Annotated in this window: 15 protein-coding genes; 12 read left to right on the forward strand and 3 right to left on the reverse strand. The window is 64.9% G+C overall.

Translation table 11 applies throughout. The features are described 5' to 3' along the window. The 4 genes from DFR67_RS15335 (at nucleotide 1) to DFR67_RS15350 (ending at nucleotide 3,622) form a co-directional block, all read left to right on the forward strand. Nucleotides 1-576: a TetR/AcrR family transcriptional regulator gene (locus DFR67_RS15335; RefSeq protein ID WP_110470346.1), complete on the forward strand. Its 576-nt coding sequence runs from the start codon at nucleotides 1-3 to the stop codon at nucleotides 574-576. Nucleotides 577-652: 76 nt separating this feature from the next. Beyond that, nucleotides 653-1,105, forward strand: a complete 453-nt coding sequence (locus DFR67_RS15340; RefSeq protein WP_110470437.1) for a DUF6764 family protein — start codon at nucleotides 653-655, stop codon at nucleotides 1,103-1,105. 100 nt (nucleotides 1,106-1,205) lie between these two features. Then, entirely contained in the window at nucleotides 1,206-2,363 is a 1,158-nt protein-coding gene (locus DFR67_RS15345) for an acyl-CoA dehydrogenase family protein (RefSeq protein ID WP_110470438.1), read from the forward strand. A gap of 92 nt (nucleotides 2,364-2,455) precedes the next feature. Continuing rightward, nucleotides 2,456-3,622 carry a thiolase family protein gene (locus DFR67_RS15350; protein WP_110470347.1) on the forward strand — a complete coding sequence of 389 codons (1,167 nt, stop codon included), beginning with the start codon at nucleotides 2,456-2,458 and terminating at the stop codon, nucleotides 3,620-3,622. A gap of 126 nt (nucleotides 3,623-3,748) precedes the next feature. Here the strand turns inward: DFR67_RS15350 and DFR67_RS15355 are convergent, their stop codons facing one another. From DFR67_RS15355 to DFR67_RS15365, 3 genes are read right to left on the reverse strand one after another with little or no spacing between them, the layout of a single operon-like run. Beyond that, complete coding sequence (locus DFR67_RS15355) at nucleotides 3,749-4,768, reverse strand: acyl-CoA dehydrogenase family protein (protein WP_110470348.1); 1,020 nt, start codon at nucleotides 4,766-4,768, stop codon at nucleotides 3,749-3,751. Continuing rightward, a complete protein-coding gene (locus tag DFR67_RS15360; RefSeq protein ID WP_110470349.1) occupies nucleotides 4,768-5,898 on the reverse strand; it encodes an acyl-CoA dehydrogenase family protein in 1,131 nt (376 codons plus the stop codon). The genes DFR67_RS15355 and DFR67_RS15360 overlap by 1 nt, the downstream gene beginning before the upstream one ends. Then, nucleotides 5,891-6,700, reverse strand: coding sequence for a crotonase/enoyl-CoA hydratase family protein (locus tag DFR67_RS15365; protein ID WP_110470439.1), 810 nt, complete (start codon nucleotides 6,698-6,700; stop codon nucleotides 5,891-5,893). Before DFR67_RS15365 ends, DFR67_RS15360 begins: the two co-directional genes overlap by 8 nt. 118 nt (nucleotides 6,701-6,818) lie before the next feature. Between DFR67_RS15365 and DFR67_RS15370 the strand changes: the two genes are divergently transcribed. The 8 genes from DFR67_RS15370 to nuoE all read left to right on the forward strand — a co-directional run bounded on the left by DFR67_RS15370 (nucleotide 6,819) and on the right by nuoE (nucleotide 15,232). Then, nucleotides 6,819-8,402, forward strand: a complete 1,584-nt coding sequence (locus tag DFR67_RS15370) for a long-chain-fatty-acid--CoA ligase (protein WP_211325061.1) — start codon at nucleotides 6,819-6,821, stop codon at nucleotides 8,400-8,402. Nucleotides 8,403-8,437: 35 nt separating this feature from the next. Next, nucleotides 8,438-10,597: an MMPL family transporter gene (locus DFR67_RS15375; protein WP_110470351.1), complete on the forward strand. Its 2,160-nt coding sequence runs from the start codon at nucleotides 8,438-8,440 to the stop codon at nucleotides 10,595-10,597. 42 nt (nucleotides 10,598-10,639) lie between these two features. Beyond that, on the forward strand, nucleotides 10,640-11,059 hold the full coding sequence (locus DFR67_RS15380; RefSeq protein WP_110470352.1) for a DNA-binding transcriptional response regulator: 420 nt from the start codon (nucleotides 10,640-10,642) through the stop codon (nucleotides 11,057-11,059). 265 nt (nucleotides 11,060-11,324) lie between these two features. Next, nucleotides 11,325-11,720, forward strand: a complete 396-nt coding sequence (locus tag DFR67_RS15385) for an NADH-quinone oxidoreductase subunit A (protein ID WP_110470440.1) — start codon at nucleotides 11,325-11,327, stop codon at nucleotides 11,718-11,720. Nucleotides 11,721-11,755: 35 nt separating this feature from the next. Next, entirely contained in the window at nucleotides 11,756-12,310 is a 555-nt protein-coding gene (locus DFR67_RS15390) for a NuoB/complex I 20 kDa subunit family protein (RefSeq protein WP_110470441.1), read from the forward strand. Beyond that, a complete protein-coding gene (locus tag DFR67_RS15395) occupies nucleotides 12,307-13,008 on the forward strand; it encodes an NADH-quinone oxidoreductase subunit C (RefSeq protein ID WP_110470353.1) in 702 nt (233 codons plus the stop codon). The genes DFR67_RS15390 and DFR67_RS15395 overlap by 4 nt, the downstream gene beginning before the upstream one ends. After that, nucleotides 13,008-14,333, forward strand: a complete 1,326-nt coding sequence (nuoD, locus tag DFR67_RS15400; RefSeq protein ID WP_110470354.1) for an NADH dehydrogenase (quinone) subunit D — start codon at nucleotides 13,008-13,010, stop codon at nucleotides 14,331-14,333. The genes DFR67_RS15395 and nuoD overlap by 1 nt, the downstream gene beginning before the upstream one ends. Continuing rightward, entirely contained in the window at nucleotides 14,330-15,232 is a 903-nt protein-coding gene (gene nuoE / locus DFR67_RS15405; protein ID WP_110470355.1) for an NADH-quinone oxidoreductase subunit NuoE, read from the forward strand. The genes nuoD and nuoE overlap by 4 nt, the downstream gene beginning before the upstream one ends.

The following is a 15,232-nucleotide window of genomic DNA, read 5'->3' on the forward strand; positions in this document are numbered from 1 at the left end:
ATGGGAACGCCGGCGTCGCGCGACGCGTATTTCGAGACCGGGCTCGACATCCTCGCCAACGAGGGATACGGAGACCTGAAGCTTTCCGAGGTGTGCAACCGCCTCGGTGTCACCACGGGATCCTTCTACCACTTCTTCAAGAACTGGGGCGCCTACACCGACGCGCTGCTCCAGTACTGGCTCAAAACCCGAACGGTCCGGCAGATGGAGGCCGCACGGGCCATCACCGACCCCTTCGAGCGCGTCAGCCTCCTCATCCAGGTGGGGCTGGCTCTCCCGCACGGCGCCGAAGCGGCGATTCGTACCTGGAGCAGTGTGAGCCCCGAGGTCCGGCCCATCCAAGAAGAAGTGGACAAGAACCGCTACGCCATCGTCTACGAATCAGCGCTCGACCTACTGGGCGACGTCGACAAGGCGCAGGGATTCGCCAGCTGGGCGATCTACATCCTCATCGGTTACGAGCAGGCCGCGCTGCCCCACGACGTGAGTTCACTCGGCTGGGTTGCCCAGCAGATGCTCGACTCACTCGCCGCGCAGGCAGGGTTGAACGTCAGCGGTAGTTTAGAAAATCAATAGTTTAGGAACCATCCCTATCAGGTGGGGCTTCGAATAACAGAGGCCTGCTAAACCGCACATGATGAGGAGAGTTCAGATGATTCGAATCGCGCGTACAACCTTGGGTGTTCTCGGAGCCACAGCCGGCGCCGCCGCACTGGCCTTTGCCGCCGCCCCCGCAGCCTCAGCGGCGCCGCCGCAGGTGTCCATCTGCCCCGGCCTCCCCGGCCAGGCGTCATCCACCGACCAGTGCATCGTCAGCTCCGGCCCGACCGGGCTCACGCTCGCCATCACCATCGACGGTGGCGAGGCCAGCGTGACCGGCGACAACTTCTCGGGACCCGCGGCCATCGCCATCGGCGAGGGAGCCACAGTTAACATGACGGGCGTCAACCCCGGCCTCTCGATCGGTATCGCCGGCCCGGGCGGAGAGGTCACCGTGGACGGCAAAACCGCACCGACCTGCGTCGGCGGACTCGGCTTCGCAGGCGATTTCCAGACCGGCAAGGGCTGCATCAACAACGGCACCATGCAAATTCCTCTCGGCTGAGAAAACCGATACAGCTCTCACTTCGTCCACAGGTGCTCTAAGTTCAAATTCGCACCTGCGTCGCACCGTCGCGGCCTGGGCACCTGTGGATGGAGGAGCAGTGCTTCGGACAGTGTTCGACGAGGAACATGAGGCTTTCCGCAAAGTCGTACGCGACTTCATCAGTCGCGAGGTCGCTCCGGTGCACCACGACTGGGAGCAACAGGGCCACCCACCACGCGAGTTCTACAACCGGCTCGGTGAGCTGGGCATCCTCGGGATCGAGGCTCCGGAGGAGTTCGGCGGTGGCGGCGCGAAGACATTCAAGTTCACCGCGGTCGTCACCGAAGAGGCGGCCCGCGCGGGCGTCACCTTCGGTTCGTACTCGGTGCACTCGAATTTGATCTTGCCGTACCTCGTCGAATATGCGACCGACGAGCAGAAGAAGCGCTGGCTCCCTGGCTTCGTCTCAGGCGACATCATGACCGCGATCGCGATGACCGAACCCGGAACCGGATCTGATCTGGCCAACATCTCCACCACCGCCAAACTCTCCGAAGAGGGCGATCACTACATCCTCAACGGCGGTAAGACGTTCATCACCGGCGGAGCGCTCGCCGACCTCATCCTTGTGGTCTGCCGCACCGCGGCCAGCACCGAAGAGAACCGCCGATCCGGCCTGACGATTCTCTGTGTCGACACGAAGTCCGAAGGCTTTTCGGTCGGTCGCAAGATCGACAAGATCGGGCTGAAGGCCTCCGACACCGCCGAGTTGAATTTCGACAACGTCCGGGTTCCCGTGACCGATCGCCTCGGCGACGAAGGCGAGGGCTTCAACTATCTGACCCACAACCTCGCCCAGGAACGGCTCACCATCGCGCTGCAGGCGTCCGCGTCCGCGCAGGCGGCACTGCAGCACGGGATCAACTACGTCAAGGAACGCACGATCTTCGGCAAGCCCTTGGCCGCATTCCAGAACACCAAATTCGTCCTGGCCGAATGCGCGACCGACGTCGACGCCATCGTCCTAATGGCCGATCGGGCATTGGAACTCCACGACTCCGGCGACCTCTCGGTGGCCGACGCCGCGAAGGCGAAACTGTTCTGCACCGAAGGTGCCGGCCGGGTGATCGACAAATGCCTCCAGCTACACGGCGGCTACGGGTACGTCACCGAATACCCGATCGCCCGGCTGTACGCCGACTCACGGGTGTCACGCATCTACGGCGGCACCAGCGAGGTCATGAAAACCATCATCGCCAAATCCCTTGGCATCTAATTCGGCGATAACGGGTAGATCTGGCGAGCAAAACGCCAGGTGGGCACCGCCACAAGGCCCCATCATCGGTGCAACAGAGGAGTGAAACACACATGCGCGATGCAGTGATCGTCGATGCCGTCCGCAGCCCCGTCGGCAAACGCGGCGGCGGTCTGTCAGGACTCCATCCAGTCGACTTGTCAGCCCAGGTGTTGCAGGCACTTGCCGCCCGAAACAATCTGGATCCCGCCCGGGTCGACGACGTCATCTGGGGATGCGTATCGCAGGTCGGTGAGCAGGCCGGTTGCATCGGCCGGTACTCCGTACTCGCAGCGGGCTGGCCGGAAGAGGTACCGGGCTTCACCGTCGACCGCCAGTGCGGATCGTCGCAACAGGCCGTGCATCTCGCCGCTGCCGGGGTCATCGCCGGCCACTACGACGTCGCCGTCGCCGGCGGCGTGGAGTCGATGTCGAGGGTTCCGATGGGTGCGGCGAAAGCAGAAGGCGCACACGGTAAACCGTTCGGGCCCATGGTTCGCGAGCGGTACAACAATTTCGCGTTCAACCAGGGCATCGGTGCAGAGATGATCGCCGACGAATTCGGCTTGAGTCGAACCGATCTGGATCAGCACGCCCTCGACTCCCACGAAAAAGCCGCAGCCGCCATCGACGAAGGACGCTTCGACGACCAGATCGCACCGATCACCGTGACCGCCGACGACGGCACCACCACCGTGATCACCACCGACGAGGGCATTCGTCGCGGCGGCAGCCTCGACAAACTCGCCGGCCTCAAAACCCCGTTCAAAGAGGATGGCGTCATCTCCGCAGGCAACGCCTCGCAGATCTCCGACGGCTCAGCCGCGCTGCTGATCACCACCAGCGAACTGGCATCGGTCTACGGCTGGACCCCGATCGCACGAGTCCACGCGGTGTCGGTCGTCGGCGCAGATCCGATCACCATGCTCAAAGGTCCGATCCCCGCGACCGCCAAAGTGCTCGCACGGGCGGGGATGTCGATCGACGACATCGGCACCTTCGAGATCAACGAAGCGTTCGCGTCGGTCTCACTGGGCTGGCAACGCAGCACCGGTGCCGACTACAGCCGCCTCAACCCAGACGGAGGCGCAATGGCACTGGGCCACCCCCTCGGCGGCTCCGGCGCGCGACTGATGACCACGATGATCCACCGCATGCGCGCACAAGGGATCCAGTACGGTCTGCAGTCGATGTGCGAGGGAGGCGGCATGGCGAACGCCACTGTGTTAGAGCTCTGCTAACTGCTCGCTTCAGGCTGGGCCTTGTTGCGCGTTCTTCGTTCGTCACGTGGACGCTTCGCGCCGCGTTCCTCTCTGCATCACGCGCGGCCCAGCCCTCCGCTCACGCAGAGGCGGGCCCAGGCGCGCTCAGCCGCCACTCACCAACAGAGGCCAAAGTCCTTCAGATCCTGCGGCTGACGCTGCCCGCGTCAGCTCGTCATCCCATGATCTGACGGATCCGTATTCGCTTCGCCAGGAGAGCAATCGGTTGGTGTAGCGGTGCAGGTCGTGCTCGCGGGTGAAGCCGATGGCACCCAGCACCTGGTGGGCGTTTCGCACCACCACCGAGGCGGCGTGCCCGGTCACCGATCTCGACGCCGCGACCGCCAGCGCCGTTCTCGGGTCGCCGAAGCCGTGTGTTCCGGCCAGGTCGGCCGCTGCGTCGGTGGTGGCATCCGCGAGGGCGGTCTCGGCAGCGAGGTCGGCGACCATGTGCTGTACCGCCTGGAACTTCGCCAATGGGCGACCGAATTGCACTCGGGCTCCCGCGTGTTCGATGACGATCTGCTGGATCCGGCTCATCGCGCCGACCATCAGGTGGCTTCTCGTCAGGGCACCGCGCAAGCGGAGTTCACCCACCACCGCCGCGGGCACCGGGGTTCCGTCCAGTTCTGAGGTGTCCACCACCACCGCATCGCGTGACTCCCCGGCCCTGTTGTGTCCGGGCTCGATACGCGCCCGCGAACGCGCGAGGGGGACGACCTGCCAATCATCACCGCTGCGCCACAACAGGACCAGCTCGTCGGCCTCACCCGCCCAGGGCACGGCACCAGATCGCCCCTCGTGATCCAGCACCGCCACGGTACGAATATCGTTGTCGCGCGCCGCGATACCTGCGGTGTCGAGCAACCAACCCGCCAGCACATCATTCTCGGCAACCGGCACCCGGGCCGCGTTCATCCCGACAGCGCGCAGCAGCTGAGCAGACTCGGCCCATCCGGCCTCGCCGCCCTGCCGGTCGGGGCCGCCGGTGAGCCGGTCGAGCCCGGTCTCGCGCAAGGTCGCCCACAGGTCCAGATCGATACCCGCGGAGTTCGGCGCCGAATCCTCATGACGGCCGAAGAGCGACGAGAGCAGCTCGGCCAGTTCGTTGTTCGGAGTACTCATCAGCGCATCCCCAATCCTCGTGCGATCACACCGCGGAGCACTTCGGTGGTGCCTCCACGCAACGTGAAGCCGGGCCTCTGGGTCACTCCGACGTCGACTCGGTGCACGAAATCCTCTCCGCACCCGGCACTGTCGTCGACCATGAGGTCGAACAGATCCACGATGTCACCCTCGGTGCCCGTGCCGAGCATCTTCACCACCGCAGCGTCGACGTCGGCGTCCTCACCGCGCGACAGGGTGGTGGCGACGTTGCGAGAGAGCTGATGCAGACCGAACATCCGGGCGGCCAGCCGGCCGACCGCCGGATCCTCCGGCAGCCGGCCCGCCGACATCTCGTCGCACGCCGACGCCAGCACCCCGAACGTCGACATGAAACGTTCGGGTCCGCTGCGCTCGAACCCCAGCTCCGACGTCACCTGATGCCAGCCGTCACCGATCTTTCCCAAGACCAGGTCGTCCGGCACGAAGACGTCGTCGAGACGCACCTCGTTGAAATGGTGGTCACCGCCCATCGTGATGATCGGACTGATCTCGACGCCGGGCGAATCGAGCATCACGATGAATTGACTGAGTCCCGCATGCCGGTTCGCGGGGTCGACCGGTTCGGTTCTCGCCAGGGCGAAGAACCCGTGTGCCAGGTGGGCTCCCGACGTCCACAGTTTGGTCCCGTTGATCGTCCAGCCGTTCTCGACCCGGGTCGCCTTGGTGCGCACGCTCGCGAGGTCCGATCCGGACTCCGATTCGCTCATCCCGATGGCCCAGAAAAGCTCGCCCGCGGTGATGGCGGGCAGGAAGCGTGCCTTCTGGGCGTCGGTGCCGAACCGCACGAGCGTCGGTGCCGCCTGGCGATCGGCGATCCAGTGAGCCGCCACCGGAGCACCCACGGCGAGAAGTTCTTCGGTGACCACGAACCGTTCGAGAAATCCCCGCCCGTGGCCGCCGAGTTCAACCGGGATGGTCATCCCCAGCCACCCCTGCTCAGCCAGCATCCGACTGAAATCCGGATCCCAGCCGGTCAGCCAGCAATCGACCGCCGGAGTGAAATCACCCTCTGCCACACAACGATTCAGGAATCCGCGCACCTCGACACGTAACTCGTCGAGTTGTTTCTGTGACGGAAGCTCACTCACCGGTGAACTCTCCGACCCGGCGTTCCCCGAAGGCAGCGAGCGCTTCGCGATGATCGTCGGTGGGGTGCGAAAGTGCCTGCATCGCCGCGGACAGTTCGAGGAATCCGTCGAAGTCCTGCCGCCCGGATTCGCGCAGCAGTCGCTTTGTGGCCCGCAATGCGTGGGGCGGGTTGACGGCCACCCTGGCGGCCAGATCGTTTGCAGCGCTGAGCAGTTCATCCGGTTCCACCACCCGTGAGACCAGACCCCACTCGAGCGCGGTGGCCGCGTCGACCCGATCGCCGGTGAATGCCATCTCCGCGGCGCGGGCGGCACCCACGGCACGTGGGAGCAACCAGGCACCGCCGTCGCCGGGAATGATGCCGAGTTTGACAAAGCTCTCGGCGAAAAACGCTTTGGTAGACGCAATCCTCATGTCGCACATCAGTGTCAGGTCGCACCCTGCACCGACTGCGGGCCCGTTCACCGCCGCGATCAGCGGGAGCTCGCAGGAATACACCGCGCGGGCCAGCTTCTGGATGCCCCGCCGGTACCCCTGATAGATCTGATGCGGCTTGCCACCGAACATGCCGTTGCCGTCGACCATGTCCTTGACGTTGCCGCCCGCCGAGAAGGCGCTACCAGCACCGGTCAGGATCACCACCCGGGCCTGCGGGTCGGTGTTCGCTGCCTCCACCAGCTCGACCAGCCGCTGCACCACATCGTCCCCCGAGATCGGGTTCCGGGAGTCGGGGAGATTCAGGGTCCACGTGGTGACGTGGCCCTCGGTGTGGGCAAGGACGACATCGGTCGATTCAGACATCATTCGATCCGTTCGGGTCGGGGGTCGTACGGCGTGGATCGACCCGCGGCAGGGCCGGCGTACCACCAATTCAGCACAAGGGCCCAGCCTAGCCACCGCACCGCGATACAAGTGGAGGATGCAGTTTCGAGATTCGCCGTCCGCAGGCGGCGGGATGACGCTCAGCGATCAGGTGGCGCGGCACGCGCGCCGGACCCCTGACGCGACCGCGATCCGCCACGATGACACCGGGACCAGTTACCGCGACCTCGACCAGCAAGCGGGCCGGCTGGCCCGGGTATTCGGCGAACGCGGAATCGGGGCCGGAGACCGGGTCGCGGTGCTTGCGCACAACCATCCGGTGATCGTCGTGACGTTGCTGGCCTGCACTCGGATCGGCGCGATCGCGGTACCGCTGAACTTCCGGTGTGTGGCTGCGGAAATCGAGTACATGCTGAGCGATTGCGGCGCGGTCTTCCTCATCGTCGACGCCGAGTGCACATCGGTGGCGGCCGCCGCGCTGCCGGGAGCCGGCGGTATCCGGGGCGGACTGGTGGTCGGGGGTGCGCGTGCGACATCCCTCCCACAGTTCGATAACTACGCGGTCACACTGGCGGCCACCGCCGACGTTGCGCACGAGTCCCCGGTGGACGAGAGATCGCCGGCCCTGATCATGTACACCTCCGGGACCACCGGGCGGCCCAAAGGCGCGGTGCTCAGCCATCTCAATCTCTTCGTCCAGGTGACGAGCCGCATCGCTCATTCGGGTACGCCGACCACGTGCCGGGTCTGGCTTGCCGCGACCCCGCTGTTCCACATCGGCGGTATCAGCGCCGTACTTCACTCGGTGTATCTCGGCGGCACCCTGGTCATCGGCGGGTCACGCGAGTTCGATCCCGCGGCCATCGTGGATATGTTCGAACGCGAAAAGGTCTCGTCCTGTTTTTTGGTTCCGCAGCAATGGCAGGCAGTCTGCGCGGTGCCGGGGATCGCGGAGCGGGATCTGTCCGCGTTGACAGCCATCGCATGGGGCGGTGCGCCGGCGTCGACGACCCTGTTGCGCACCCTGATCGACACGTTTCCGGGCGCAGAGCTGAGCACCTCCTTCGGGCAGACCGAATGCAGCCCCGTGACGACGGTGCTCCGCGGCGCCGACGCGACCCGCAAGATCGGATCGATCGGCACTCCGCTGCTGAACGTCGAGGTTCGCGTCGTCGACGCCGACATGAACGACGTCCCGCAGGGCATGGTCGGCGAGATCGTCTATCGCGGTCCGACTGTCATGAGTGGCTACTGGAACAACCCCGAAGAGAACGCAGCAGCGTTCCGGGGCGGCTGGTTCCACTCCGGAGACCTGGTGCGTGAAGACGAGGACGGCTACCTCTTTCTGGTCGACCGCCTCAAGGACATGATCATCTCCGGGGGCGAGAACATCTATTGCGCAGAGGTCGAGAACACGATCGCCGCCCATCCGGCAGTCGCCGAGGTCGCGGTCATCGGACTGCCGGACAGTAGGTGGGGCGAGGTCCCGCATGCAGTGATCGTCACGCGACCGGACGCCGTTGCCCCCTCTGATGCCGACATCGAGCAGTGGTGTCGGGCGCATCTCGCGGCGTACAAGTGCCCTCGGAACATCACGCTCACCTCTGAGCTGCCACGCAATGCGGGCGGCAAGGTGATCAAGGCAGAACTTCGGGAGCGGGTGCAGTCCGACAACAAGTGAGTCCAACGCCGCCTTGCTCCGAATAGGATCTGCCCATGTTCGCATTCATAGCGCGAGTCGTGGTCGGCCATCCGTGGCGTGTTGTTGCCGGCTGGGTCCTCGTGGCTGTGGCGATTGCGATCTTCTCACCGAGTCTCGACGATCACACGAGCGGCAACGAGCAGGACTTCTTGCCGAGCTCGTTCGAGTCGATCAAAGCCCAGGAACTGGGCAACGAGTACTTTCCGGAAACCGCCGGAGCCACCGGTTCGCTGGTGGTCTCCCGGCCCGATGGGGCGCCGATGTCGCCGCAGGACCAACAGACGGCCCTGAGTTTGGCGACCACGCTGCAGAACGAGAAGATTCCCGGGGTGACGGGGGTGGTCGGCAGCCCTGCGTCGTTCTCCCCCGACGGGAAGGTGGCAGCACTGCAGGTCATCTTCGCCGGACAGCCCGGTGAAGACGACGTCGACGCCGCGGTTCCGCTCGTCCGCGCAGACGCGAACAAAGCCCTGCAGGGCACCGACCTCGAAGCAGGCCTGACGGGTAACGCTGCCATCGAGGTCGACACCGTCACCGCCTACGGCGACGCCACCAAGGTCATCACCATCGCCACGATCGCCCTCATCCTGCTCACCCTGGGACTGGTCTTCCGCAGCCCGATCATCGCGATCCTGCCGATCGTCGTCATCGGGCTGGTCTTCACTGCGGTGCAAGGCGTGACGGCGATGGCCGCGAGCGCCTTCGACTTCGAGGTGAGTACCTCGCTCAGTGCGATCCTGGTGGTCGTACTGTTCGGCGTCGGCACCGACTACATCGTCTTCCTTCTCTTTCGCTACCGCGAAGAACTGCGGCAGGGCGACAATCCGCCACACGCCATCGCCCTGTCCACCAGGGTCGTCGGCCGGGTCATCACGTCGTCCGCTCTGACGGTGATCGGCGCCTTCTCTGCCCTGTTCCTCGCAAAACTCGGATCATTGAGTTCTATGGCGCCCGGACTGATCATCGCTGTTGCGCTGATGCTGATCACGGCACTGACCCTGATCCCCGCCGTGTTCACCATCGTCGGCAGACACCTCTTCTGGCCGCTCGGGCCCGGCCGCGAACCCAAGCGATCCCCGTACGGAGCACTCGGGAGTTTCGTCGGACGCCGACCCGCCATCGTGGTCGCGGCCGTCGTCAGCGGTCTCATCGTGTTGGCCGTCTTCAGTTCTGGCTACAAGGCCACGTACGACACGCTCGCCGAGATGCCGTCGGATACGCCGTCGCAGGAGGCGTTCGACACCCTCGCCGAATCCCTCCCGCCCGGTGCGCTGAGCCCGACTCAGGTATATGTGAAAACACCCGGCCCCGTGCCGCAGGACGAGTTGGCGACGCTGGCAACAAATCTCGGCAAAGTACCCGGCGTGTCAGCAGTCGAGCCACCGAAACTCAGCACTGACGGCACCGCGGCGTTGGTGAACGTGATCCTGACCGAGGGCCCGTACACGACGGACGCGATCGACACGGTCGAGGGACCGGTACGCGACACGGCACGCAGTTCGGTTCCCGATGCAGAGGTCGAGGTCGGCGGTCAGACCTCGACGCTCGTCGACGTCCGATCCCAACTCACCGCCGACACCAAGCTCGTCATGCCGGTGGCCTTTCTCATCGTCGGCGTGATCCTGGGATTGTTGCTCATGTCGGTTCTCGCCCCACTCAATCTGCTGCTGGGAGTGGGACTCACGTTTGCCGCGACTCTCGGCGCGGTCGTGATCGTGTTCCTGCACGGTGCGGGGTTGGTCGGGATCGACTTCTCCACGCCGATCGTGCTCTATCTCTTCGTCATCGCGATCGGGACGGACTACAACATCCTGCTCGCCGAGCGATTACGGGAAGAGTTCGGTAACGGGCACTCACCACAGAAGGCCGCGCAGATCGCCATCTCCAACGACGGCCCCACCGTCGCGGCGTCCGGCACGATCCTCGCACTGACCTTTGCTTCACTCGTGCTCACCGGACTGGACAACCTCAGGGAACTGGGCGCAGGCGTGGCGATCGGGGTACTGCTGGCCTCGTTGGTGATGGCACCGATGCTGGTACCCGGACTGTCGGTGCTGCAGCGCAGCGCATTCTGGTGGCCCGCGAACAAGGCCAAACACGCTGGGCCCGGCGATGATGCGGAGCTACCGCCCGGTCCGACGGACCCGGACGACTCGACGCTGGTCAAATCGTGAACATGACATTCCGCCGACAGGCAGACGAGTAGCATCGGCGACGTGACCGACGCCCCGGTACGCGCCACCAATCGCCTCGACGCCACCCGTGTCCTCGTCTACAGCGACGACGCGAGCGTTCGACGGCAGGTCATCGCCGCGCTCGGGGACCATCCGCCGTCAGGATTGGCCCCGTTTGTCTACGTCGAGGTCGCCACGGCTGCGGGGGTACTCCGCGAGATGGATGCGGGCGCCATCGATCTGGTGATCCTCGACGGCGAGGCAGCGCCCGCCGGCGGGATGGGCATCGCCAAACAGCTCAAGGACGAGATCGATCGGTGCCCGCCCGTTCTGCTCCTGACCGGCCGTCCTGAGGACCGCTGGCTGGCACGATGGTCGCAGGCCGAGGCCGTGGTACCGCGACCTATCGACCCCTTCCGGCTCACCGCAGCTGTCATCGGGATCTTTGCGCCTACGGTGTAATCCCCTGCAGTGCCCTGATTCCTCACGAGATGGGCGCTGCCGGCATCAGTCATTTATGAGCAATACAGATAACTGCAATGACAAATCGGCACCTTTTGCGGGGCTCATAACGCGGGCATCAGGACCATCGCCGCCGGTAGTGTGTGTCTCAGATCACACGCAGCCCTGGGTGGTCGCCACGACCGGACGTATCGGCTCGTCAATCCCCCGGTCGCCCGACCGCCTCTCCGCCCGCCGTTTCGCGCGAAAGGAGGAACGTCCGCCGATGAACCTCTACGTCCCGATTCTGGTGCTCGGCGCCATCGCGGTCGCATTCGCCGTCGTGTCGGCGATGCTCGCGAACCTGGTCGGCCCACGCCGGTACAACCGGGCCAAACTCGAAGCGTATGAGTGCGGTATCGAACCCGTCCCGAATCCGCTGGGCGGCTTGGGTTCCGGAAATCTTGCCGCCAGCGGCACCGGACAACGCATCCCGGTCAAGTATTACCTGACCGCGATGCTGTTCATCATCTTCGACATCGAGATCGTGTTCCTCTATCCCTGGGCCGTGTACTTCGACTCCCTCGGACTCTTCGGTCTCATCGCCATGGCACTGTTCGTCTTCAACGTGTCGGTGGCGTATGCCTACGAGTGGAGGCGTGGCGGCCTCAGCTGGGATTGACCGCACACCAAGCAGTTTCGGAAAGAGTGACCACCATGGGTCTGGAAGAAAAGCTACCGAGCGGATTCCTTCTGAGCACCGTCGAGGGACTCGCTGGATACATGCGTAAGGGCTCTCTGTGGCCGGCCACGTTCGGACTGGCCTGCTGCGCCATCGAGATGATGGCCACCAGCGGTGGCCGGTTCGACATCGCCCGCTTCGGAATGGAAGCCTTCCGGGCGTCCCCCCGTCAGGCCGACCTCATGATCGTCGCCGGCCGGGTCAGCCAGAAGATGGCCCCGGTACTCCGCCAGATCTACGATCAGATGGCCGAGCCCAAATGGGTTCTGGCGATGGGGGTCTGCGCGTCGTCCGGCGGGATGTTCAACAATTACGCCATCGTCCAGGGCGTCGATCATGTCGTCCCGGTCGACATCTACCTCCCCGGTTGCCCACCGCGTCCGGAAATGTTGCTGCACGCCATTCTCAAACTGCACGAGAAGATCGGTGAGATGCCGCTCGGCGTCGACCGCGAAGCGGCGATCGCAGCCGCAGAACAGGCCGCGATGGCGGCGACGCCGACCATCGAGATGAAGGGTCTGCTGCGATGACACCGGACGGCACTGACCAGAGCCGCGAGGGCGACCGCGAGGTCATCGGGATCCGGCGTGGGCTGTTCGGGGTCCGCGGCAGCGGCGACACCTCGGGATATGGCCGCCTGGTCCGCCCCGTCTCACTGCCCGGCAGTACGCCCCGACCCTACGGCGGCCACTTCGACGAGATCGTCGACCTGTTGACCGAGGCGTTGTCGTCGGAGGGGCATCCCGGCGCCGAAGAAGCACTGGAGAAGGTGGTGGTGTTTCGCGACGAACTGACGTTGCACGTGCGCGCGCAGCATCTTCCGGTGGTCGCTTCCGTACTCCGCGACGATCCTGCTCTGAGATTCGAACTCAGCCTGGGCGTCAGCGGTGTGCACTATCCCGATGAGACCGGCCGCGAACTGCACGCGACGTACCCACTGCTGTCGATCACCCACAACCGGCGGGTGCGCCTGGAGGTTGCCGTGGCCGACAGCAGTCCTCACATCCCGTCGCTGTACGACATCTATCCCACCTGCGACTGGCACGAACGCGAGACGTACGACTTCTTCGGGATCATCTTCGACGGCCATCCGTCGCTGACCAGAATCGAGATGCCCGACGACTGGGAGGGCCACCCGCAACGCAAGGACTATCCCCTCGGTGGGATCCCGGTCGAGTTCAAGGGCGCTCGCATCGCCCCTCCCGATCAGCGGAGGTCGTACAACTGATGAGCGAACACGTCGAGCAGAACAACATCGCCGAACCGCAGGGGCGCCTCTACAGCGCGTCCGGTCAGGACTGGGATGAGGTGGCGAGCGCCGCCACCGAGGCAGGCGAAGAGCGCATCGTGGTCAACATGGGGCCACAGCACCCGTCCACACACGGCGTCTTGCGACTGATCCTGGTCCTCGACGGAGAAACCGTCACCGAGGCCAGATGCGGAATCGGCTACCTGCACACAGGAATCGAAAAGAACCTCGAGTTCCGCAACTGGACCCAGGGCGTCACCTTCGTGACCCGCATGGACTACCTCTCCCCGTTCTTCAACGAGACGGCCTACTGCCTGGGTGTGGAGAAGCTGCTCGACATCACCGACGCCATCCCGGAGCGGGTCAACGTCATCCGCGTCATGCTGATGGAACTCAATCGGGTGTCGTCACATCTGGTCGCCTTGGCCACCGGCGGTATGGAACTCGGCGCGGTGACCGCGATGTTGTTCGGCTTCCGAGAGCGAGAGCTGATCCTCGACGTCTTCGAGATGATCACCGGACTGCGAATGAATCACGCGTTCATCAGGCCCGGCGGACTCGCCCAAGATCTCCCCGACGGTGCGGTGGAAAAGATCCGTGACCTGCTCAAGGTGATGCCGGGACGACTACGCGACGTCGAAGACCTGTTGAGCGAGAACTACATCTGGAAAGCACGTACCCAGGGGATCGGGTACCTCGACCTCACCGGATGCATGGCACTCGGAATCACCGGTCCCGTGCTGAGGGCCACCGGCCTGCCCCACGACCTGCGCCGGTCTGCGCCGTACTGCGGCTACGAGAACTACGAGTTCGATGTCATCACCGACACCGCATGTGACTCGTATGGCCGCTATCAGATCCGGATCAAAGAGATGAAGGAGTCGCTGAAGATCGTCGAACAGTGTCTCGATCGATTGCGGCCGGGTCCGATCATGGTCGAGGACCAGAAGATTGCGTGGCCCGCCGATCTCACGGTCGGCAAGGACGGACTCGGCAACTCGCCCGAGCACATCTCCAACATCATGGGTTCGTCCATGGAAGGTCTCATCCACCACTTCAAGCTTGTCACCGAGGGCATGCGGGTGCCCGCGGGGCAGGTCTACGTCTCCGTCGAATCGCCGCGCGGCGAACTCGGGGTGCACATGGTCAGCGACGGCGGCACCAGACCCTATCGCGTCCACTTTCGCGACCCGTCGTTCACGAATCTGCAAGCGGTGGCGGCGATGTGCGAGGGCGGGATGATCTCGGACGTGATCGCGGCAGTCGCGGGCATCGACCCGGTGATGGGAGGTGTCGACCGATGACGGCAGAACCGGTGTTCATCGATTTCGCGATGCACCACGAGACCACGGTGCACCGATATGCGAGTGACATCCTCGCCCGGCTCGAGGCCGACGCCGCCGAGATCATCGCGCGCTATCCGAGTCCACGGTCGGCGTTGCTCCCGCTACTGCACCTGGTCCAGAGTGAGGACGGGTACGTCACCCCAACCGGAATCGGTTTCTGCGCAGACCAACTGAGCCTGACCCCGGCAGAGGTCACAGCGGTGTCGACGTTCTATTCGATGTACCGGCGCCGCGAGACCGGCGATTACCTGGTCGGGGTGTGCACCAACACGCTGTGTGCGGTGATGGGCGGCGACGAGATCCTGGCCGATCTGAGCGAGTACCTCGGCGTCGAGGCCGGCGGGACGACTGCCGATGGCACCATCACCCTGGAGCACATCGAGTGCAACGCCGCCTGCGACTACGCACCGGTGGTGATGGTCAACTGGGAGTTCTTCGACAACCAGACGCCACGCTCGGGCCGAGAACTGGTCGACGCATTGCGCGGCGGCGAGCAGGTGACACCCACTCGCGGTGCACCGTTGTGCACGTTCCGCGAGACAGCGAGGTTCCTGGCCGGTTTTGCGGACACCCGCGCCGGCGCTTCTGATGCCGCCGTGCCCGGTGACGCGACGCTGGCGGGCCTGCGGATCGCTCGTGAGCAGGGCATGGAGACACCGGCACCGGAAGCCTCGGGCGATGCGTCCGGTCCTGATGACCAACGGGCGGCCGCCGAGTCGGTGGCAGACAAGCCCGCACCAGCACCGGGAACGACGGCGCCACCTACGTCGGGTTCCTCCGAGACCGCACCTGACAGTCCTGTCGCAGACGGCCCAAAACACCCTGTCGGAGACAGCCCCGAAGACAAGGAGGCGTGA

It is taken from the genome of Williamsia limnetica, from assembly GCF_003217475.1.
In the GTDB taxonomy this organism is placed as follows: Bacteria; Actinomycetota; Actinomycetes; order Mycobacteriales; family Mycobacteriaceae; genus Williamsia; species Williamsia limnetica.

Excerpts from the sequence above, each read along its gene's own strand:
- DFR67_RS15335 (WP_110470346.1), top strand. The coding sequence starts at position 1 with ATGGGAACGCCGGCGTCGCGCGACGCGTATTTCGAGACCGGGCTCGAC.
- DFR67_RS15340 (WP_110470437.1), top strand. The coding sequence starts at position 653 with ATGATTCGAATCGCGCGTACAACCTTGGGTGTTCTCGGAGCCACAGCC.
- DFR67_RS15350 (WP_110470347.1), top strand. The coding sequence starts at position 2,456 with ATGCGCGATGCAGTGATCGTCGATGCCGTCCGCAGCCCCGTCGGCAAA.
- DFR67_RS15355 (WP_110470348.1), bottom strand. The coding sequence starts at position 4,768 with ATGAGTACTCCGAACAACGAACTGGCCGAGCTGCTCTCGTCGCTCTTC.
- DFR67_RS15365 (WP_110470439.1), bottom strand. The coding sequence starts at position 6,700 with ATGTCTGAATCGACCGATGTCGTCCTTGCCCACACCGAGGGCCACGTC.
- DFR67_RS15370 (WP_211325061.1), top strand. The coding sequence starts at position 6,819 with ATGCAGTTTCGAGATTCGCCGTCCGCAGGCGGCGGGATGACGCTCAGC.
- DFR67_RS15375 (WP_110470351.1), top strand. The coding sequence starts at position 8,438 with ATGTTCGCATTCATAGCGCGAGTCGTGGTCGGCCATCCGTGGCGTGTT.
- DFR67_RS15385 (WP_110470440.1), top strand. The coding sequence starts at position 11,325 with ATGAACCTCTACGTCCCGATTCTGGTGCTCGGCGCCATCGCGGTCGCA.
- DFR67_RS15390 (WP_110470441.1), top strand. The coding sequence starts at position 11,756 with ATGGGTCTGGAAGAAAAGCTACCGAGCGGATTCCTTCTGAGCACCGTC.
- DFR67_RS15395 (WP_110470353.1), top strand. The coding sequence starts at position 12,307 with ATGACACCGGACGGCACTGACCAGAGCCGCGAGGGCGACCGCGAGGTC.
- nuoD (WP_110470354.1), top strand. The coding sequence starts at position 13,008 with ATGAGCGAACACGTCGAGCAGAACAACATCGCCGAACCGCAGGGGCGC.
- nuoE (WP_110470355.1), top strand. The coding sequence starts at position 14,330 with ATGACGGCAGAACCGGTGTTCATCGATTTCGCGATGCACCACGAGACC.